Here is a 19316-nt window from a genome sequence, read left to right as displayed (position 1 = left end):
AAGAGGGGGCAGGCCGCCCCCTTGGCAGGTGGTTCAGCCGCGCGACAGCAGGGCCTGCGGGCGCACCCGTGCGAGGCCTTGGGTGATCGCTCCGGCGATGACCGCCTTCAGCAGGTCACCGGCAAAGAAGGGCAGGGCCAGACCGGCGGCCTCGGGCAGGGTCTTGCCCAGAACCACGGCCATACCGGCAATACCACAGGCATGCAGCACAACCAGACCGCCAAGGAAGGCGCCGCCGAAGGCTGCCATACCCACCGGCGCGCGCCATTTCTCCATCACGAGGCCGGCAACGAAAGCCGCCAGCGGGAAGCCCACCAGATACCCGGCTGTCGGCGAGACGAAGACGCCAAGCCCGCCACGCCCGCCCGCCAGAAGCGGCAGACCCAGCGCGGTGAGGCCAAGGAACAGCAGCACCGCCAGTGTGCCGCGCTTTGCGCCCAGCACCGTGCCGCAGAGCATGATGCCCAGCGATTGCGCGGTGATCGGCACGCCCGAGGCGAGGTCGATCTTGGGCACGAGGCCCAGAACAGCGATAAGAGCGGCGAAAAGCGCGATATGGGTCAGGTTGCGTTCCATCGGGGGGATCTCCTCAAAGCCCGCCCCGCGCGCGCAGGGCCTCGGCCACATGATCAGCGTCATCCAGCGCGGTCAGCACCAGCGGCAGCACGATGGCCACCCCGGCGCGTTTCGGACTGCGCGCGCGCCATGCCTGCCGCAATTGCCCGGCCTTGTCCAGCAGAACCGGCGTGAAGCGGATGACCAGCGCCACCGCCAGCGCCAGCACGCGGGGGTTCAGCCCGAAGCGCGCGAAGGGGGTCAGCAACCGCTCCACCACGGCCAGCATGGCATCCAGCCGCGTGGTCATTGTCACCAGATTGGCAAGCGCCACGGCAAACACCATGCGGCCCGCAATGACCGCGCCCGCGCGGAGCTCACCCGTCCAGAGATGCCAGAGCGCCAGCACCAGCAGAAACGGCCAGAGCATCCACAGTCGTCCCGCCGCCTCGCGGGTGAAGCCCCACCCCAGCACCAGATGCAGCGCCGCCAGCGCCAGCAGCGCGCCGCCGATCACCGGCAGCGCCTGCACCGGAAAGATCAGCGCCGATCCCAGCGCGGCAGCGGCCAGCTTTGGTCCGGCGGGCCAGCGATGCGCCGCTGTCTCATGCGCCGAGGTCAGTGTCAGCATCGCTGTCCCCCCGTCGCGCCATCTCTGCCCGGAATGCTGCCAGCACCCCGGCAGCGGCGCCGTCGCCGACGACACGTCCGGTCTCCAGCCAGATCACCCGGTCGCACTCCGCCACCGCCTGCGGATCATGGCTGATCGTGATCAGCCGCTGCGGCAGCGCCGCCAGCCGCCGCGACAGCCGCGCCTGCGTCGGCAGGTCCAGCGCCGCGAAGGGTTCGTCCAGCAACAATGTCGCCGGTTCCATCAGCAAAACCGCCATCAGACACAGCCATTGCTTCTGCCCCTGGCTCAGCGCCGTGACGGGCGCCGCTGCCCAATGCGCGCGCGCCTCGGCTGCCAGACAGGCCCGCACCCGCGCTGTCGCCTCGTCGGCGCGCAACCCCAGCTGGCGCAGGCCAAAGGCCAGTTCTTCCTCCACCGTGGGGAAGATGATCTGGTGATCAGGGTTCTGGAACAGGATGCCGATGGCCCGCAGCATGGCCTTGCGATCCACCGCCGGGTCCACCCCCGCCACCCGGATCGTGCCACCCGTGGGCGCCACCAGCCCCGCCATCAGCCGCAGCAGCGTGGTCTTGCCCGATCCGTTGCGTCCGACGATGCCGATGCGCCGCTCATGCAGCGAAAGCGTGATGCCTTGCAGGACCGGCTTGCCCTGCACCGCATATTCCACCCCGGAAAACTCTATCCCGTCCATGCCGCCCGCATAGCCGCCACCCCGGCCGCGCACAACGAAAAAGGAGGGCAGAGCAAAAAGGAGGGCACGGGGCCCCCCTTCATTTTCTGTCCATAAATATCCCGGGGGAGCGCCGAAGGCGCGGGGGCAGAGCCCCCAGCCCCGCTCAGCCCTGTTGCGCCGCCGCGACCGAGGCTTCCAGAATCTCCATCGCCTCGGCGAAATGCGCGTCGGGAATGGTGATCGGCGCAAGGAACCGCACCACATTGCCGTAAACACCACAGGTCAGCAGGATCAGCCCGCGCTTCTGTGCCTCGGCCCGCACCCGGCCGGTGAAGCCTGCGTCGGGTTCCTTGGTCGAGGGATTGGCAAACTCCACCGCCACCATAAAGCCGGGGCCGCGGATGTCCACGATCTCGGGCGTGGTGGCGCGCAGCGATTCGAGCTTCTGTTTCAGCCGCGACCCCAGTTCGTTGGCGCGGGCGCAAAGGTCTTCCTCCTCGATCACGTCCAGCACGGCATGCGAGGCGGCGATGCCCAGCGGGTTGCCCGCATAGGTGCCGCCCAGACCGCCGGGATTGGCGGCATCCATCAGCTCTGCCTTGCCGGTCACGGCCGCCAGCGGCAGGCCACCCGCCAGACCCTTGGCCATGGTGGTCAGGTCGGCGGCGACGCCATGCGCCTCCATGGCGAACAGATGGCCGGTGCGCGCAAAGCCGGTCTGCACCTCGTCGGCGATCATCACGATGCCATGCTTGTCGCAAAGCGCGCGGATCGCCTTCACCAGTTCGGTCGGCGCCGGGTAGAAACCGCCTTCGCCCTGCACGGGTTCGAAGATGATCGCGGCGACGCGGGCCGGGTCCAGATCGGCCTTGAACAGCTTCTCGATCCCCGCCATCGCATCCTTGGCCGAAATCCCGTGCACATCCATCGGGAAGGGCACATGGAATACGCCCGGCATCATCGAGCCGAATCCCTTCTTGTAGGGCTCCACCTTGCCGGTCAGCGCCATGCCCATGAAGGTGCGGCCATGGAAGCCGCCGCCGAAGGCGATGACCGCATCGCGGCCGGTGGCGATACGGGCGATTTTCACCGCATTCTCGCAGGCTTCGGCGCCGGTGGTGACGAAGATGGTCTTCTTGCGGAAATCGCCCGGCACCTTTTCGTTCAGGCGCTCGGCAAGACGGATGTAGTTCTCGTAGGGCATGACCTGATGACAGGTATGGGTGAAGCGGCCCATCTGTTCGGCCACCGCCGCCATGACCTTGGGATGGCAATGGCCGGTATTGACCACCGCGATGCCAGCGGCAAAGTCGATATAGCGGTTGCCCTCGACATCCCAGACCTCGGCATTCAGCGCCCGGTCGGCATAGATCTGGGTCTGCATCCCCACACCGCGCGAAATCGCCTCGTCCCGGCGGCTGGCCACTTCGGTATTCTTCATCTTTCTGGTCCTCATCTGCCCTAAGGGGAGTTGCGGCGTATTTGATCAAATATCCCAACCGCAGGCAATGGGATTCGGCAGGTCTTGTGATCCGGGGATGCACGGGGATACTGCCCCGAACGGATTTCAGAATGACGGGTTGGGGCGATGGGTTTCAGGTCTGGATTGTGGTGCATCACGCCGGGTCTTTGGGCGTCTTGCCTGCCGGCTGCGGGGCAGGGGCAACAAGGCTATCTTCTGACCGATGGTCGCAGCCTCGCGCCGCTGGAAACCTTCAGGGAATGCGATGCCTGCCCCGAGATGATCGTGATGCCGCCCGGCAGTTTCATGATGGGGGCAAAGCCCGGCGATTCGCGTAACCCGATTGACATGTTCCGCCCGAATGCGACCCTCCGCCTGCTTCCCCCCGGCAAGGAACCCTTCATCCCCGGCGAACATCCGCGCCATCGGGTCGAGATGGACATTCCCTTCGCCATGGGCCGTAACGAGGTCACTCATGCCGAATGGATGGCATGCGTGGACGCCGGTGCCTGCACCCGCGTGCCGAAACATGTGACCCCGACACTCAGCCGCGACATCCCGCTTGGCCCGAAGCATCCGGTCATCAATATCTCTTACCTCGACATGCAAGAATATGTGCTGTGGCTGAATAGGCTGGTCGGGGCGAAGGTTTATCGTCTGCCGACTGAAGCGGAATGGGAATATGCCGCCCGTGCGGGCACCGAAACCCGCTTTGCCAAGGGGGACGAGCTGACCACGGATCAGGCCAATTTCAATGGCGAGGGCGAGGACAGGATGCGCGGCAATACTGTTCCGACGTTCGCCTGGCGGGACACGCCGGTCGAAGTGGATGCACTGGATGCTGCAAACGGCTGGGGCCTGCGCCACATGTCAGGCAATGTCAGCGAAAAGACACTCTCCTGCTGGACTGAGGGCGGGCACCTCGGCCTTGCCAGCGACAGTGCCTATTTGGCCAATGCGCTGTCACAGAAAGAATGCAAGCGGGTCGGACGCGGCGGCGCCTTCACGCATGGCATGGATTACGCCCGCCCCGCGGCGCGTGGCGGTGCCATCGAAACATATCGCAGGTATATGGTTGGCTTCCGTCTCGTCCGGCAGTTCTGACCGGCGTCAGGCCCGGAAATGCGAGAAGCGATAGGGCGAGACGCCGTATTTCTTGCGGAAACTTTTCGAGAAATGGCTGCTGGAGGCATAGCCGCAGGCGACGGCCACTTCGGTTACGCTAAGGTCGGTTTCGGCCAGCAGGGCGCGACCGTGTTGCAGCCGCAGGTCATTCATGTAGCGCACCGGCGTGACACCGAGATAGCGGTTGAACAGCCGTTCGATCTGGCGCCGCGATACGCCAAGGTGGTCGGCGCAGGCGTCCAGATCGAATTCCTCCTCGATCCGCGCTTCCAGAAAGGCCACCGCCTTGATCAGCTTTTCGTTCCGCGTGCCCAGCCGCGCCGCCAGCGAGGTGACCTGCTCGTCCGCCTCGTCGCGCCGCTGGGTCAGCAGGCACATGTTCATGACCTCCTGGCTCAGCCCGGCGCCAAAGCGGTCGTGGATCAGCTTCAGCATCAGGTCGGCCGCCGCGACGCCGCCCGCGCAGGTCACGATCCGGTCGTCAAGGCAGAACACCTGCCGTGCCGGGGTCAGATCGGGGAAGGTTTCGGAAAAGCCGCTGAGGTTTTCCCAATGCAACGTGAAGCGACGCCCCTTCAGGATGCCCGCCCGCGCCAGTGCATAGGCCCCGGTGCACAGCCCGCCCACCGTGCGGCCGCGTCGCCACTGATTACGCACCCAGTCGCCCAGGGCTGCGCCCATGGTGATTTCGGGCTGCACACCGCCGCAGATCAGCACATGGCCCTGCGGCTGCGCGGCGCTCAGCGGCCCGTCGGGCATCACCGGCACCCCGTTTGAACAGCGCACCGGCTGGCCGTCCTCGGAAAAGGTCTGCCAGCGAAACAGGATCTGCCCGGTCAGCTGATTCGCCACCCGCAGCGGCTCGATGGCCGAGGTGAAGGCCAGCATGGTGAAACGCGGGGCCAGAACGAAGGTGACATGCACCGGCTCGACCACCTTCGGCAGCGTGACATGTGCCACGCCGCGCGCCACGTATCGCTGCGAATCCTCGGTCTGATCGGTGCTCATCAGATTGCCGTAGCGCGAGGCGGGATTTGTCGCAAGCGGCGGGTTGATGTTTACCGCCGGTTAACCCTTTCCGGGCCAGTCTGATGCTGCGAATGAGGAGCGGAATCATGGCGCCCGGACCGGACTGTGACACCCCACACCCCACACACCCCTTCACGGAACAGGATCGGCTGTCCTGGCTGCGCCTCATTCGCTCCCGCAGGGTCGGGCCGGTGACCTTTCACCGGCTGCTGGCCGAACATGGCGATGCGCAGGCCGCGCTCGCGGCGCTGCCCGATGTGGCGCGCGCGGCGGGGGTGAATGATTACGCGGCCTGCCCGGTGGAGGTGGCTTTGCACGAGATGCGGGCGGCGCGGGCCGCCGGCGCGCGCATGGTCTGTCTGGGCGAGGCTGCTTACCCCGCGCATCTGGCGGGGCTTTCGGATGCACCGCCGGTCCTGTGGCTGCGCGGGGATGCGGCGCTGCTGGCCCGGCCCATGGTGGCGCTGGTAGGCGCGCGCAACGCCTCCAGCCTTGGTATCCGCATGGCGCGGCGGTTGGCGGGGGCGCTGGGCGAGGCGGGGTTCATCGTCGTCTCCGGCCTAGCGCGTGGCATTGATGGCGAGGCGCATTCCGCCGCGCTGGGCACTGGCACCGTGGCGGTGATGGCGGGCGGGGTTGACGTGATCTACCCGGTGGAAAATGGCGGTCTGGCGGCACGGATCGCGGCAGAAGGGGTGCTGCTGTCGGAACAACCAATGGGCACGGAACCGCAGGCCCGGCATTTCCCGCTGCGGAATCGCATCGTTTCGGGCCTTGCCCGCGCGGTGGTGGTGGTGGAGGCGGCGGCGCGCTCCGGCTCGCTGATCACCGCGAAAGAGGCGGCGGATCAGGGGCGCGAGGTGCTGGCGGTGCCGGGCCATCCCTTCGACGCCCGCGCGGCGGGCTGCAATCAGCTGATTCGCGAGGGGGCGACGCTGGTCCGTTCGGCCGAAGATGTGATCGAGGCGCTGGGTCGGGTGCCCACGCCTGCCGCGCGCCGCCATGCCGCACTACCCGACGGTGTGCTGCCGGGCCCTGCGCCCGCCCCGCGCCCGCTGGCCGAGATCGCGGCGCTGCATCGAAAGATTCTCGAACGGCTGTCGCCCAGCCCGGTGGCAGAAGATCAGCTGATCCGCGATCTTGCGGTGCCCGCGCATGAAGTGGCGCCGCAGCTTCTGACGCTGGAACTGGAGGGGCAGGTGTTGCGTCAGCCCGGCGGGCTGATCTGTCGGGCGTGAGGCGGGATCAGCACACTTCGGGTGTGACAGCGCCCCATTGCGGACACAACGCCGGATCGGCCCACCACACATCGGTGGCCCCGATGGCCCAATGCGCCACCGCCCAGCTTTGGCCGGATTTCCACAAAAGCGCCTGCATGCTCGCGCCATCCATGAATTCGGGGTCCAGCCCCTGCTGCCGCACCAGCGGGGTCTGCGCGAGGTCGATCTCGCCGCCGCCCGGCCGCTGTGCGCTGACCATGGCGAAACCCGCGCGGCCATCGACACGCAAGCCGTGCACCACGAATTCCACCGGCGCGCCGAGGTTCATTTCGGCCAGCGGGCGCATCGCGTCCATCATGGCGCGGCGTTCGGCGGTGCCGCGCGCGGGTTCGGTCCAGGCAGCGGCGGGAGACGGCAGGCCAAGGCAGAGCATCAGAATCAGGGCGAGGCGCATGGAAATCAGCCGGATCAGAGGGAAATCCGGCGCAGATTGCGCGCTCTTCACGGTTCCGTCAAACCTGATTGCGGGCTTGACGACACGGCCCTGCCTTGACATGGGTGCCCGGTCATACACATGTTTCGGCGCCCCCAATGTGCAGGGCGCAAGAGGTTTTCATGGCAGTCGTCGTCGTCGAGTCACCGGCCAAGGCCAAGACAATCAACAAATATCTTGGCCCCGACTATACGGTGCTGGCCTCCTATGGTCATGTCCGTGACCTGCCGCCAAAGGATGGTTCGGTCGATCCCGAGCATGATTTCGACATGAAATGGGAGGTCGCATCGGACAGCAAGAAGCATGTCCGGGCCATCGCCGAGGCGCTGAAAACCGATGACGAACTGATCCTCGCCACCGACCCTGACCGGGAGGGCGAGGCGATTTCGTGGCACCTGAAAGAGGCGCTGGCCTCCAGCCTGAAGAAGGGCAAGAAGGTCAGCCGCGTCACCTTCAACGCCATCACCAAGGCCGCCGTGACCGAAGCGATGAAAAACCCGCGCGAGGTGGATGCCGCGCTGGTCGATGCCTATCTGGCCCGACGCGCGCTTGATTATCTGGTGGGCTTCACGCTCTCGCCGGTGCTGTGGCGCAAGCTGCCCGGTGCGAAATCGGCGGGGCGGGTGCAATCGGTCTGCCTGCGGCTGATTGTCGAGCGGGAGATGGAGATCGAGGCCTTCCGCGCCCGCGAATACTGGAGCGTGGTTGCCATGCTCGACACGCCACGCGGCCAGAGCTTCGAGGCGAAGCTGACCGTGCTGGGCGGCAGGAAGCTCGACAAGTTCGACATCCCGACCGCCGAAGCGGCCGAACTAGCGGTGCAGGCGGTGCAATCGCGCGAGTTGCGCGTGGCGGCGGTGGAATCGAAACCCGCCAGCCGCAACCCCTTTCCGCCCTTCATGACCTCGACCCTGCAACAGGAGGCCAGCCGCAAGTTCGGCATGGGCGCCAAGGCCACGATGTCGGCGGCGCAGCGGCTCTATGAGGCCGGGCATATCACCTATATGCGGACCGACGGGATCGACATGGCGCCCGAGGCGGTAATGGCAGCGCGGGCCGAGATCAAGGATCGCTTTGGTGCCGAATATGTGCCGGACAGCCCGCGCATGTATAAAAACAAGGCCAAGAACGCGCAGGAAGCCCACGAATGTATCCGCCCGACCGACATGTCTGCGGCGCCTGAACAACTGCGCCTGACCGAGGCTGATCAACGCAAGCTTTACGATCTGATCTGGAAGCGCACCATTGCCAGCCAGATGGCTGCGGCGCGGCTGGAACGGACAGCGGTGGACGTGACCAGCCCCGACGGCCAGGTTACGCTGCGCGCCAACGGGCAGGTGGTGATGTTCGATGGTTTCCTCAAGGTCTATGACGAGGGCCGTGACGAGGATGGCGACGACGAGGGCCGCCTGCCGCAGATCATGCAGGGTGAGACGGTGAAACCCGCTGCCGGTGCCTATCGTGCCGATTTTGCCAAGGCGGTCTTTGCGGATGGCGAACCGGCGCCTGTCAGCGGCGACATCCGCCGTGCGCAGAACATGATGCTGGGCAAGGCGGATGCGGTGAAAGGGATGCAGCATTTCACCCAGCCCTCGGCACGCTATACCGAGGCGACGCTGGTCAAGCGCATGGAAGAGCTGGGCATCGGCCGGCCCTCCACCTATGCCTCGATCATCTCGACCATCCAAGACCGCGAATATGTGCGGAAAGACAAGAACCGCCTGATCCCCGAAGACAAGGGGCGGCTGGTGACGGCCTTCCTGACCAATTTCTTCCGCCGCTATGTGGAATATGATTTCACCGCCGAGCTTGAGGGCGAGCTGGACGATGTGTCGGCGGGCGAGCGCGATTACAAGGAAGTGCTGGCGCGGTTCTGGCGCGATTTCTCGGCCGCCGTTGCGGAAACCGCTGATCTGCGCATCGGTGAGGTGCTGGACCGGCTGGATGACTTCCTTGCGCCGCATCTTTACCCGGCGCGGGCCGATGGCGGCGATCCGCGATCCTGCCCGGTCTGCGGTTCTGGGCGGCTGCATCTGAAAACCGCGCGCTCCGGTGGCGCCTTCATCGGTTGTGGCAATTACCCTGAATGCCGCTATACGCGGCCGATTTCGGTGGGCGACGATTCCGGGGCGATCACCCCGGATGGCAAGGTTCTGGGGCAGGATGAGGACGGCCAGCCGATCACCCTGCGCGCCGGGCGCTTCGGCCCCTATGTGCAGAAGGGCGAGGCGGACGAGGCCAACCCGAAGCCGCCGCGCGCCAGCCTGCCGAAGGGCTGGTCGCCGGAAAGCATTGATCTGGAACGCGCGCTGATGCTTTTGAACCTGCCGCGCCCCATTGGCCCGCACCCCGAGGACGGGGCGTTGGTCGAGGCCGGAATCGGCCGTTTCGGCCCCTATGTGAAGCACAACACCACCTATGCCAATCTGCCCGAGGTCGATGAGGTCTTTACCATTGGCATGAACCGTGCAGTCGAGGTGTTGGCGCTGAAAGCCTCGCGCGGGCGGGGGGGCAGTGCACCCGCTCAACCGCTCAAGGAACTGGGCGACCACCCGGACGGCGGCGTCATCGCGGTGATGCCGGGCCGCTATGGGCCTTATGTGAAATGGGAAAAGGTCAATGCGACCCTGCCCAAGGGCATGGAGCCGGAGGCAATCACCTTTGACGAAGCTCTGGCGCTGATCGCGGAAAAGGCGGGCAAGAAGGGCGGGGCGAAGAAGGCGGCCCCAAAGAAAGCCCCTGCCGAGAAGAAACCGGCCGCCCGGAAAAAGCCGACCACAACCAAGGCTGCGGCGGCCAAAACCGCGTCCAGCACCTCTGCCCGCAAGGCCGCCACAAAAGCGGAATGACGGCCGCCGGTGACGGCTTGACCTGGCACCGGCTTTAGGGGCCAATGGCGCAGGAGTTGGGAGACTGTCCATGCGCCTGTTGCCTGCCCTTGCCCGATCTTGCCTCGCCGTGACCTTGGCAGCCCCTGCGGCCGAAGCGGAAACGCTGGAACCGACACCGGGCTATTTCATCGGTTGTGATGCCGAGGCGATCCCTGCCATCTGTTATTTCAACGCAGCCGGGCTCAACTGGGCGGTCTCGCAGGTCAATGCCCCGGCGGATTTGTTCGACTTGCTGACATCGCTGCCGATGCTGGAGCCGGTGACAATTGCCGGTGACTATGCGGAACTGGCGGATTCCTCGGCCGATCTGGCACTGACCGGGCTGTCGCTGCCGGAGGAGGAAGACATCAACATCGGCAATCTGCGCGCGATGCAGGGCGAATGGCAGCCGAATGGCGAGGAGGCGCCGTTTTCCATCCTGATCGTAGGGATGGACTGGCTGGAGATGGTCAACGGCGAGATGGAAGGTGCCTTCATGATCGCGGTCGGGCCAGCCTGCGCCGACGGGGTTGAACCGGGTGGCATGGCGATCAGCCTTTACCGTTATGGCGACGATCCGGCGGCGGATGCCTGCTGGCAGCTGGAATATATTGACGATACGACCATGAACCTGCGCGACGTCATGGGCGCTCAGGGGCAGGTCGCGTTCACCCGCCTGCCCCCGTCGGAAGGTTAGGCCGCCCCGCGCGGATTGAGCAGCCGGGACAGCACGTCAGTCGCCTGAAGCCTGCCGATGGGCTGCCCGCCATCGGTGACCGTGATGTCTGTCGCCCCGCCTTGCAGCATTTCCATCACGGCCTTGACAGGGGTTTCCGCCTCGACCGACAGGCCCGATCCGCCAGGGCCCGCGACCATCACGTCACGCGCCGTCAATACCCCGAGCGGGTTCATATGCGCCACGAAATCGGCGACATAATCGCTGACGGGATTGGCGATGATCTCGCGTGCGGTGCCGCATTGCACGATGCGGCCACCCTCCATCAGCGCGATGCGGTTGCCCAGCTTGAACGCCTCGTCCAGATCGTGACTGACGAAAACGATGGTGCGTTTCAGCGTCGCTTGCAGGTCCAGCAGTTCGTCTTGCAACTTGGCGCGGATCAACGGGTCCAGCGCCGAGAACGGCTCGTCCATCAGAAGGATCGGCGCTTCGGTTGCAAAGGCGCGCGCCAGACCCACACGCTGCTGCATGCCGCCCGACAGCTCGCCCACCTTGCGGTCGGCCCATTGCGTGAGGTTGACCAGTTCAAGCTGCTGATCCACGCGGGAGGCGCGGTCCGCCTTGGACATGCCGCCGAGTTCCAGCCCCAGCCCGACATTTTCGCGCACCGTGCGCCAGGGCAGCAGGCCGAATTGCTGGAAGACCATGGCCACACGGCTGAGACGGATGCGGCGCAGGGTCGCCGGGTCGGCATGGGTCACATCCACCAGCCCGTTGCCATCGCAGACATGCACCGCGCCGCGACAGACCGGGTTCAGCGCATTGACCGCGCGCAGCAGCGTGGATTTGCCCGACCCCGACAGCCCCATCAACACGAGGATCTCGCCCTCGGCCACCTCGAGGCTGCAATTGTGCACGCCCAGCACCTGCCCGGTGGCCTGCTGGATCTCGCCCCGGTGACGGCCCTGATCCATCAGCGGCAGCGCCTGATCGGGGTGATCGCCAAAGACAATGGAAACATTGTCGAACTTGACCGCGATACCCGCAGTTTTGGAAGGTTCGGTTGTCCGGGTCATTTGCGCGTCACCCTCAGCATGCGGTCCAGCATGATGGCCACGACGACGATGACGAGGCCGCTTTCAAACCCGAGCGCGGTATTGACCGAGTTCAGCGCCCGCACCACCGGCACACCCAGCCCGTTGGCGCCCACCAGCGCCGCGATCACCACCATCGACAGCGACAGCATGATGGTCTGGTTCAGCCCGACCATGATCTGCGGCAGAGCATAGGGCAGTTCCACTTTCCACAGCACCTGCCGTTTGGTGGCGCCAAAGGCGGTGGCCGCTTCCAGCAGCGGTTGCGGGGTGGAGGAGATGCCCAGTTGCGTCATGCGGATTGGCGCGGGCAGCACGAAGATCACCGTGGCAATCAGGCCGGGCACCATGCCGATGCCAAAGAACACGATTGCCGGGATCAGGTAAACGAAGGTCGGCAGCGTCTGCATCAGGTCCAGCACCGGGGTCAGCGCGGCGTAGATCTTGGGACGGTGCGCCGCCCAGATGCCCACCGGCACACCCAGCCCCATGCAGACCACACAGGACGACAGCACCAGCGTCAGGCTTTCGGTCGTGGGCTTCCAGTAGCCCTGATTGAGGATGAAGGCGAAGCCGAGCGCCACGAAAAGCACGACTTTCCACGACCTTTGCAGATACCATGTCAGTGCAAGGAACGCGGCGATCACCACCAGCGGCGGCGGGCTTTGCAGAACCCAGAGGATCGCGTCGATCAGGCGCTCCATCACCGTCCCCATCACGTCGAACAGGGGCTTGAGGTTCACTTTCATCCATTCGAAGGCAATCTTCGACAGCTTGCCCAGCGGCAGCTTGTTGTCGGTCAGCCAGTCCAGCATCCGGCGCGTTTCCTTCCTGCGGGCGCATGCGAAAACCCTCCCCCGCCCGGGTGGACGGGGGAGGGGGCTCAGCCGGTCTTTAGAGACCCAGCGCCGATTTCACCGCCGCCATGGCGTCGCCACCATCCTTGGTGGTCACACCGTCAAGCCAGGGGCCCAGCGTATCGGGGTTGGCCTTCAGCCATGCCGAGGCCGCTTCTTTCGGGTCGGTGCCGTCATCGAGGATCGCGCCCATGATCTCGTTTTCCATCGGCAGCGAGAAGACGAGGTTTTGCAGCAGCTTGCCGGTATTCGGGCATTCCGCGACATAGCCCTTGCGGACATTGGTCGCCACGGTCGCGCCGCCGAGGTTCGGGCCGAAGAAATCGTCGCCGCCGGTCAGATAGGTCATCTTGAAATTGGCGTTCATCGGATGGGGCTCCCAGCCGAGGAAGATGATCGGCTTCTGGTCGCCCGTGGTGCGCGCCACTTCGGCCAGCATCCCCTGTTCCGAGCTTTCGATGACCTCGAACCCCTTCAGGCCGAAGGCATCCTTGTCGATCATGTCGAGGATCAGGCGGTTGCCATCGTTGCCCGGCTCGATGCCGTAGATCTTGCCGTCCAGCGCGTCCTTCTGCGCGGCGATGTCGGCGAAATCCTTGATCCCCAGCGCGGCGCCGGCCTCGTTGGTGGCCAGCGTGTATTTCGCGCCTTCAAGGTTGGTGCGCACGGTCTCGACGGTGCCCGCCTCGCGGTAGGGGGCGATGTCGGCTTCCATCGTCGGCATCCAGTTGCCGAGGAACACATCCACATCGCCACCCGCAAGGCCGGTATAGGTGACCGGCACCGACAGCAGCTTGGTTTCGGTTTCATAGCCCAGAGCCTCCAGCACGACGCTGGTGGCGGCGGTGGTGGCGGTGATGTCGGTCCAGCCGACATCCGAGAAGATCACCTTGTCGCAGCCTTCGGCATGGGCGGTGCCGGCGAAGGCGAAGGCCACCGTGGTGGCCAGAAGGGCGGATTTCATTTTGGTCATGTCGATTCCCTGTGTCTGGCGTGGTTGCGTTTTTTGTTGATTGACGGATCAATAAAAAACGCGCTAGCTCGGTTTGGCAAGTGTTTTTTGGGGAAATGCCGTGCCGAAGCTTGGGATGGAACCTATCCGAAAGGCCGCGCTGGTCAAAGCGACCATCGTGGAGCTGGGCCGTGCCGGGTCGCTGGATGTGACGGTCAGCCAGATCGCCAAGCGGGCGGGGATGTCCTCGGCGCTGGCGCATCATTACTTCGGGTCGAAGGAAGACATCTTCCTTGCCGCGATGCGACATATCCTGTCGCTTTACGGGGCCGAGGTGCGCGGCGCGCTGGCGGCGGTGGACGGGCCAGAGGCGCGGTTGCAGGCGATTCTGCGCGCGAGCTTCAGCCCCGGCAACTTCCGCCGCGAGGCGGTCGGGGCATGGCTGAACTTCTATGTTCTGGCGCAGACCGTGCCCGAGGCGCGGCGCCTGCTGTCGGTCTATCAGCGGCGGCTGCGGTCGAATCTGCTGAGCTGTCTGCGCCCGCTGGTCGGCGTGCGGGCAGATCGCGCGGCCGATGCGCTGGGAGCGCTGATCGACGGGGTCTATCTGCGCGAAGCTTTGAAGGAGGGGCCGCCGGATTCGGCCGCGGCCGTGGCCACGGTGATGGAATTCGTGGCCTCGGAACTTGGGAAACGCAAATAAATGAAGGGGATGACCATGCGGGCACAGCCGAAGGCCAGCCATTTCGTCAATGGTGACTATGTCGAGGATACCGCGGGTGCGGCGATCGAGGTTGTCTATCCGGCCACGGGCGAGGTGATCGCCGTGCTGCATGAGGCGACGCCTGCGGTGATCGAGGCGGCGCTATCCGGGGCAGCGGAGGCACAGAAAGCCTGGGGGGCCACGCGCCCGGTCGAACGGGCCCGCATCCTGCGCCGCGCGGTGGATCTGATCCGCGCCCGTAATGAAGAACTCTCGGTGCTGGAAACGCTGGATACCGGCAAGCCGGTGCAGGAAACTACCGTGGCCGACTGGCCTTCGGGTGCCGATGCGCTGGAATATTTCGCCGGACTGGCGCCGACGGTGACCGGCGAGACCGTGCCGCTGGGCGGTGATTTCGTCTACACGATCCGCGAACCGCTGGGCGTCTGCGTCGGCATCGGTGCATGGAATTACCCCAGCCAGATCGCCTGCTGGAAGGCCGCTCCGGCGCTGAGCCTTGGCAATGCGATGATCTTCAAGCCATCCGAGGTGACGCCGCTCGGTGCGCTGAAACTGGCCGAGATTCTGGTGGAGGCCGGTCTGCCCGCCGGGCTGTTCAACGTGGTGCAGGGGCGGGGCGCCGTGGGCGGCGCGCTGGTCACCGACCCGCGCGTGGCGAAAGTCTCGCTCACCGGCTCTGTGCCGACGGGGCGCAAGGTTTACGCCGCGGCGGCTGAAGGCATCCGCCATGTGACGATGGAGCTTGGCGGCAAGTCGCCGCTGATCGTCTTTGACGATGCCGATGTCGAAAGCGCTATCGGCGCCGCCATGCTGGGGAACTTCTATTCCACCGGGCAGATCTGTTCCAACGGCACCCGTGTCTTCGTGCAGAAGGGCATCAAGGATCGTTTCTTGCAGCGCCTGGCCGAGCGGACCGCCGCCATCCGGCTGGGTGATCCGCTGGACCCGGAAACCCAGCTCGGTCCGCTGGTATCGGAGGTGCAGTTGCAAAAAGTGCTGGGCTATATGCAAATTGCAAAGGCTGAAGGTGCCCGCCTGATCTGTGGCGGTGATCGCGCCACCCTGAATACCGGCTTCTATGTCCAACCAACCGCCTTCGCCGACGTGACTGACGACATGACGCTGGCACGGGAAGAGGTGTTTGGCCCGGTGATGGCGATCCTCGACTTCGAAGATGAAGATGAGGTCATAACCCGTGCCAATGACACGGAATTCGGCCTCGCTGCCGGAGTGTTCACCGTCGATCTGGCGCGCGGTCACCGCGTGGTGGCTCAGCTTCAGGCGGGAACCTGCTGGATCAACGCCTATAACCTGACCCCGGTGGAAGGCCCCTTCGGTGGCGTGAAATCTTCGGGTGTGGGGCGCGAAAATTCGCGCGCCGCAGTCGAGCATTACACGCAAGTGAAATCCGTCTATGTGGGCATGGGCCCCGTCGACGCTCCGTATTGAGGCGAAGATGAGCAGCGATTACGTCATCGTCGGGGCGGGCTCCGCCGGGTGCGCCATGGCCTATCGACTGGCCGAGGCCGGGCGCAGCGTCACCCTGATCGAATTCGGCGGCACCGACGCCGGGCCTTTCATCCAGATGCCCGCCGCGCTCAGCTATCCGATGAACATGGGCCTCTACGACTGGGGTTTCCAGACCGAGCCGGAGCCACATCTGGGGGGGCGTGTGCTGGCCACGCCGCGCGGCAAGGTCATCGGCGGCTCGTCCTCGATCAACGGTATGGTCTATGTGCGCGGCCATGCGCGCGACTTCGATCACTGGGCGGAACAGGGCGCGGCGGGTTGGTCCTATGCCGATGTTCTGCCCTATTTCAAACGGATGGAAAGCTGGCACGGCGATACCGGCGAGGCGGATTATCGCGGCAGCGATGGGCCGCTGCACATTACCCGAGGGCCGCGGGCCAACCCATTGTTCAACGCCTTCATCGAGGCCGGTCGGCAGGCGGGTTATCCGGTGACCGAGGACTACAATGGCCGCCAGCAGGAAGGTTTCGGCGCCATGGAGGCGACGATCTGGCGCGGGCGGCGCTGGTCGGCCGCCAATGCCTATCTGAAACCTGCGCTGAAAACCGGGCGGGTAAAGGTCGAAAAGGGCTTTGCCCGCCGCGTGGTGATCGAGAATGGCCGTGCTACCGGGGTAGAGGTTGAACAGAAGGGCGGGATCGTGGTGATTCCCGCAGCGCGCGAAGTCATTCTCGCGGCCTCGTCGATCAATACGCCGAAACTGCTGCTGCTGTCCGGTGTCGGCCCTGCGACGCATTTGCGCGAGCATGGCATCCATGTCTGGGCAGACCGGCCGGGTGTCGGCGCGAATTTGCAAGATCACCTTGAGCTATATTTGCAATTTGCAGCCAGCCAGCCGGTGACCCTGTATAAATACTGGAATATCTGGGGCAAGGCGCTGATCGGGGCGCAATGGCTGTTGACGGGGCGGGGGCTTGGCGCGTCGAACCAGTTTGAAAGCTGCGCTTTCATCCGCTCGAAGGCCGGGGTTGACTATCCGGATATCCAGTATCACTTCCTGCCCATCGCCGTTCGCTATGATGGCAAGGCGGCGGCCGAGGGGCATGGCTTTCAGACACATGTTGGCCCGATGCGCTCCGCCTCGCGCGGGGATGTCACGCTGCGGTCCTCTGACCCGCGCGCGGCACCGCGCATCCGCTTCAACTACATGAGCCACGAAACGGACTGGGATGATTTCCGCCGCTGCATCCGCCTCACACGCGAGATCATCGGGCAGTCGGCCTTCGCCCCCTATCTGAAATCCGAAATCCAGCCCGGCGCCGGTGTGCAATCTGATGATGAATTGAACGCTTTCATCCGTGAACATGTTGAAAGTGCTTATCATCCTTGCGGCACCGCGCGGATGGGGGCGGCCAGCGATCCGGGTGCGGTGGTGGACCCGGAATGCCGGGTGATCGGGGTTGAGGGCTTGCGCGTGGCCGACAGTTCGATCTTCCCGCGGGTGACCAATGGCAATCTCAACGGCCCGTCAATCATGACTGGCGAGAAGGCGGCGGATCATATTCTGGGCCGAGCGATGTTGCCGCCGTCGAACCTTGAACCCTGGATCAACCCGGACTGGCAGCGGGCCCAGCGTTGAAAACATGCCTGCCATTTGCGCGATTTGATCCGGGTCAAGGTCGCGCGCATGGCAGGCGGCTAGGGTTCTTGGGTAACGACGAAGGAGACGCAGGCTATGTCGAATACCCCCCATGAACTCGCCGAAGAATTTCCGGCAGAAGCGGGCAAGATTTCGGCTCTGAAAGAGACCGATGCGCATTTCGCCCGCATGGTGGATGAATATCACGAGGTCAACCGCGCCGTGCACCGGGCTGAAACCCGGGTCGAGGTGCTGTCGGAGGCGCATGAAACCGAACTGCGCCGCAAACGCGCGGCACTGAAGGATGAGATCTGGCAGCGGTTGAGCGCCTGATCTCACAGGAAATGGCGGGGCCCAAGGTTTGCAAACCTTGGGCCTTTGCTTTGCAACCTGCTACTCCGCAATCTGATAGGGCAAGATTCCGCGGCGGTCGGGATCGACACGCAGACGGCGTTCCAGCGGTGGAACCGATCTTTGGTGGCAATCGCGGCGTTCGCAAATCCGGCAGGAGATCCCGATCGGCTCGAATCTGCCGCGCAGGTCCAGCCCGTCGGCATAGACCAGCGCATCGGCGTGCTGCACTTCGCAACCCAGCCCGATGGCATAGCGCCGCACCGGCGCATGGAAACTGCCGCCCGGTTTGCTGACATCACGGGACAGGCAGAAATAGCGCACACCGTCCGGCGTTTCCGCCAGTTGCCTTAGGAAACGGCCCGGTGTCTCGAAGGCGCGATGCACGTTCCAAAGCGGGCAGGCACCGCCGAAACGGGCAAATTGCAGGCGCGTGGCCGAATGCCGCTTCGTGATGGTTCCAGCCTGATCGACGCGCACAAAGAAGAAGGGAATGCCCTTCGCGCCCGGCCTTTGCAGCGTGGACAGACGATGTGACACCTGTTCGACCGACGCGCCGAACAGGTCGGAAAGGCGTTCCAGATCATGCCGTTCTTCCATCGCGGCGGCCTGAAACGCGCGGTAGGGCAGCAAAGCCGCCCCGGCGAAATAATTTGCAAGGCCGATCTTGGCAATGTCGCGCGCCTCAGGTGTGGCAAAGCGAGCCAGATCCAGCGTGGCCTCTAGAAGGTCGTTCTGTGTGGTCAGGGCGACCTGATACAGCAACTGGAACCGCTGCGTCGGGCCTGAGGCACGGCCCGAGATTTCCAGCCGATGACCTTTCGCATCATAGTGGCGAAGTGTCGAACTGTCGGAGAAATGCAACTCGACGCCCGCCTTGGAAAGCGTATCCGTCGCGACGAAAAGCGGGTCTTTTCTTATGCCTGCGGGCATAGCGTAATGTTCAGCAGCGCGGTCGATCGCATCCAGGTAATTGTCGCAATAGTGAAAGAAATCCCGCACCTCCTCCCACGGGGAAGGACGCAGGGCCGCGTCCTCGCGTCCCAGTGCCTCATCCAGAGAGGCCAGGCGCTCATGGGTCTGGCGATAGGCGCGATGCAGGTCGAGAAACGCCCGCGCCAGCGCAGGCGCATTGGAGGCAGCCAGCCGCAGATCGGCCAGAGGCGGGCCGCCATTCTGGAACACCGGGTCGGCCAGGGCCTCTCGCATGTCCGAAACGATACGCTCGGCATCGCCGGTTGTCAGCTCGGTCACGTCAAAACCGAATTCCTGCACAAGGGACAGGACCACGGCTGCCGAAACCGGACGGTGGTTGTTTTCCATCTGGTTCAGATAGGGAAGCGAGACACCCAGCTTGTCGGCAAACACCTTCTGGGTCACACCCAGACGGCCGCGCAATTCGCGCAGCTTTACCCCGGCATAAAGCTTTTGCGTGGACATGTGCTCTCCTCTGCTGCGCTGGTTCGCATATTTGCAAACTTGCGCTTTG

18 protein-coding genes are annotated in these 19316 nt (G+C 64.8%); 8 read left to right on the top strand and 10 right to left on the bottom strand.

The genetic code is table 11. From position 1 onward, the window contains the following. Positions 1–33: 33 nt before the first annotated feature. The 4 genes from D2N39_RS02655 to D2N39_RS02640 form a co-directional block, all read right to left on the bottom strand. A complete protein-coding gene (locus D2N39_RS02655) occupies positions 34–576 on the bottom strand; it encodes a biotin transporter BioY (RefSeq protein ID WP_119133218.1) in 543 nt (180 codons plus the stop codon). A gap of 13 nt (positions 577–589) precedes the next feature. After that, positions 590–1186 carry an energy-coupling factor transporter transmembrane component T gene (locus D2N39_RS02650; protein WP_119133217.1) on the bottom strand — a complete coding sequence of 199 codons (597 nt, stop codon included), beginning with the start codon at positions 1184–1186 and terminating at the stop codon, positions 590–592. Next, a complete protein-coding gene (locus tag D2N39_RS02645) occupies positions 1161–1880 on the bottom strand; it encodes an energy-coupling factor ABC transporter ATP-binding protein (RefSeq protein WP_119133355.1) in 720 nt (239 codons plus the stop codon). Before D2N39_RS02645 ends, D2N39_RS02650 begins: the two co-directional genes overlap by 26 nt. Before the next feature lie 145 nt (positions 1881–2025). Next, positions 2026–3303: a 4-aminobutyrate--2-oxoglutarate transaminase gene (locus D2N39_RS02640; protein ID WP_119133216.1), complete on the bottom strand. Its 1278-nt coding sequence runs from the start codon at positions 3301–3303 to the stop codon at positions 2026–2028. 147 nt (positions 3304–3450) lie between these two features. Here D2N39_RS02640 and D2N39_RS02635 point away from each other — a divergent pair, with 147 nt between their 5' ends. Beyond that, positions 3451–4428: a formylglycine-generating enzyme family protein gene (locus tag D2N39_RS02635; protein ID WP_119133215.1), complete on the top strand. Its 978-nt coding sequence runs from the start codon at positions 3451–3453 to the stop codon at positions 4426–4428. Positions 4429–4434: 6 nt separating this feature from the next. On the opposite strand, the gene D2N39_RS02630 is transcribed toward D2N39_RS02635, so the two are convergent. Further along, positions 4435–5457, bottom strand: a complete 1023-nt coding sequence (locus tag D2N39_RS02630; protein WP_119133214.1) for a GlxA family transcriptional regulator — start codon at positions 5455–5457, stop codon at positions 4435–4437. Between the two features lie 107 nt (positions 5458–5564). On the opposite strand from D2N39_RS02630, the gene dprA reads away from it, so the two are divergent. Then, positions 5565–6716, top strand: a complete 1152-nt coding sequence (dprA, locus tag D2N39_RS02625; RefSeq protein WP_119133213.1) for a DNA-processing protein DprA — start codon at positions 5565–5567, stop codon at positions 6714–6716. Between the two features lie 7 nt (positions 6717–6723). On the opposite strand, the gene D2N39_RS02620 is transcribed toward dprA, so the two are convergent. Further along, positions 6724–7152 carry a hypothetical protein gene (locus tag D2N39_RS02620; RefSeq protein WP_147373434.1) on the bottom strand — a complete coding sequence of 143 codons (429 nt, stop codon included), beginning with the start codon at positions 7150–7152 and terminating at the stop codon, positions 6724–6726. Between the two features lie 161 nt (positions 7153–7313). Here D2N39_RS02620 and topA point away from each other — a divergent pair, with 161 nt between their 5' ends. Continuing rightward, a complete protein-coding gene (gene topA / locus D2N39_RS02615; RefSeq protein WP_119133211.1) occupies positions 7314–10040 on the top strand; it encodes a type I DNA topoisomerase in 2727 nt (908 codons plus the stop codon). A gap of 70 nt (positions 10041–10110) precedes the next feature. After that, on the top strand, positions 10111–10758 hold the full coding sequence (locus D2N39_RS02610; RefSeq protein WP_119133210.1) for a hypothetical protein: 648 nt from the start codon (positions 10111–10113) through the stop codon (positions 10756–10758). Here D2N39_RS02610 and choV read toward each other — a convergent pair. The 3 genes from choV to D2N39_RS02595 all read right to left on the bottom strand — a co-directional run bounded on the left by choV (position 10755) and on the right by D2N39_RS02595 (position 13664). Then, on the bottom strand, positions 10755–11816 hold the full coding sequence (gene choV, locus D2N39_RS02605) for a choline ABC transporter ATP-binding protein (RefSeq protein ID WP_119133209.1): 1062 nt from the start codon (positions 11814–11816) through the stop codon (positions 10755–10757). The two genes, D2N39_RS02610 and choV, sit on opposite strands and share 4 nt — an antisense overlap. Continuing rightward, a complete protein-coding gene (choW, locus tag D2N39_RS02600; RefSeq protein ID WP_456071328.1) occupies positions 11813–12649 on the bottom strand; it encodes a choline ABC transporter permease subunit in 837 nt (278 codons plus the stop codon). The genes choV and choW overlap by 4 nt, the downstream gene beginning before the upstream one ends. Positions 12650–12728: 79 nt before the next feature. Beyond that, positions 12729–13664, bottom strand: a complete 936-nt coding sequence (locus D2N39_RS02595; protein WP_119133208.1) for a choline ABC transporter substrate-binding protein — start codon at positions 13662–13664, stop codon at positions 12729–12731. A gap of 115 nt (positions 13665–13779) precedes the next feature. Between D2N39_RS02595 and betI the strand changes: the two genes are divergently transcribed. From betI to D2N39_RS02575, 4 genes are all read left to right on the top strand, one after another. Next, positions 13780–14346 carry a choline-binding transcriptional repressor BetI gene (gene betI, locus D2N39_RS02590; RefSeq protein ID WP_199725182.1) on the top strand — a complete coding sequence of 189 codons (567 nt, stop codon included), beginning with the start codon at positions 13780–13782 and terminating at the stop codon, positions 14344–14346. 15 nt (positions 14347–14361) lie between these two features. Further along, positions 14362–15816: a betaine-aldehyde dehydrogenase gene (gene betB / locus D2N39_RS02585; protein ID WP_119133352.1), complete on the top strand. Its 1455-nt coding sequence runs from the start codon at positions 14362–14364 to the stop codon at positions 15814–15816. Between the two features lie 7 nt (positions 15817–15823). Continuing rightward, a complete protein-coding gene (betA, locus tag D2N39_RS02580; RefSeq protein WP_119133207.1) occupies positions 15824–17476 on the top strand; it encodes a choline dehydrogenase in 1653 nt (550 codons plus the stop codon). 96 nt (positions 17477–17572) lie between these two features. Further along, on the top strand, positions 17573–17809 hold the full coding sequence (locus D2N39_RS02575) for a YdcH family protein (RefSeq protein ID WP_119133206.1): 237 nt from the start codon (positions 17573–17575) through the stop codon (positions 17807–17809). 60 nt (positions 17810–17869) lie between these two features. Here the strand turns inward: D2N39_RS02575 and D2N39_RS02570 are convergent, their stop codons facing one another. Next, entirely contained in the window at positions 17870–19267 is a 1398-nt protein-coding gene (locus tag D2N39_RS02570; protein WP_119133205.1) for a helix-turn-helix domain-containing protein, read from the bottom strand. Positions 19268–19316 lie beyond the last annotated feature (49 nt).

Origin of the sequence: Gemmobacter lutimaris (genome assembly GCF_003570715.1) — a bacterium.
GTDB classification, from domain to species: Bacteria; Pseudomonadota; Alphaproteobacteria; order Rhodobacterales; family Rhodobacteraceae; genus Gemmobacter; species Gemmobacter lutimaris.
This window is presented reverse-complemented; position numbering and strand designations above follow the sequence as displayed.

What these genes read in the sequence shown, in the direction of transcription:
- D2N39_RS02570 (WP_119133205.1), bottom strand. Translation starts at nt 19,267, where the DNA reads ATGTCCACGCAAAAGCTTTATGCCGGGGTAAAGCTGCGCGAATTGCGC.
- dprA (WP_119133213.1), top strand. Translation starts at nt 5,565, where the DNA reads ATGGCGCCCGGACCGGACTGTGACACCCCACACCCCACACACCCCTTC.
- D2N39_RS02630 (WP_119133214.1), bottom strand. Translation starts at nt 5,457, where the DNA reads ATGAGCACCGATCAGACCGAGGATTCGCAGCGATACGTGGCGCGCGGC.
- betI (WP_199725182.1), top strand. Translation starts at nt 13,780, where the DNA reads ATGGAACCTATCCGAAAGGCCGCGCTGGTCAAAGCGACCATCGTGGAG.
- D2N39_RS02640 (WP_119133216.1), bottom strand. Translation starts at nt 3,303, where the DNA reads ATGAAGAATACCGAAGTGGCCAGCCGCCGGGACGAGGCGATTTCGCGC.
- D2N39_RS02645 (WP_119133355.1), bottom strand. Translation starts at nt 1,880, where the DNA reads ATGGACGGGATAGAGTTTTCCGGGGTGGAATATGCGGTGCAGGGCAAG.
- D2N39_RS02650 (WP_119133217.1), bottom strand. Translation starts at nt 1,186, where the DNA reads ATGCTGACACTGACCTCGGCGCATGAGACAGCGGCGCATCGCTGGCCC.
- choW (WP_456071328.1), bottom strand. Translation starts at nt 12,649, where the DNA reads ATGCTGGACTGGCTGACCGACAACAAGCTGCCGCTGGGCAAGCTGTCG.
- betB (WP_119133352.1), top strand. Translation starts at nt 14,362, where the DNA reads ATGCGGGCACAGCCGAAGGCCAGCCATTTCGTCAATGGTGACTATGTC.
- D2N39_RS02655 (WP_119133218.1), bottom strand. Translation starts at nt 576, where the DNA reads ATGGAACGCAACCTGACCCATATCGCGCTTTTCGCCGCTCTTATCGCT.
- choV (WP_119133209.1), bottom strand. Translation starts at nt 11,816, where the DNA reads ATGACCCGGACAACCGAACCTTCCAAAACTGCGGGTATCGCGGTCAAG.
- D2N39_RS02595 (WP_119133208.1), bottom strand. Translation starts at nt 13,664, where the DNA reads ATGACCAAAATGAAATCCGCCCTTCTGGCCACCACGGTGGCCTTCGCC.
- D2N39_RS02620 (WP_147373434.1), bottom strand. Translation starts at nt 7,152, where the DNA reads ATGCGCCTCGCCCTGATTCTGATGCTCTGCCTTGGCCTGCCGTCTCCC.
- betA (WP_119133207.1), top strand. Translation starts at nt 15,824, where the DNA reads ATGAGCAGCGATTACGTCATCGTCGGGGCGGGCTCCGCCGGGTGCGCC.
- D2N39_RS02575 (WP_119133206.1), top strand. Translation starts at nt 17,573, where the DNA reads ATGTCGAATACCCCCCATGAACTCGCCGAAGAATTTCCGGCAGAAGCG.
- topA (WP_119133211.1), top strand. Translation starts at nt 7,314, where the DNA reads ATGGCAGTCGTCGTCGTCGAGTCACCGGCCAAGGCCAAGACAATCAAC.
- D2N39_RS02610 (WP_119133210.1), top strand. Translation starts at nt 10,111, where the DNA reads ATGCGCCTGTTGCCTGCCCTTGCCCGATCTTGCCTCGCCGTGACCTTG.
- D2N39_RS02635 (WP_119133215.1), top strand. Translation starts at nt 3,451, where the DNA reads ATGGGTTTCAGGTCTGGATTGTGGTGCATCACGCCGGGTCTTTGGGCG.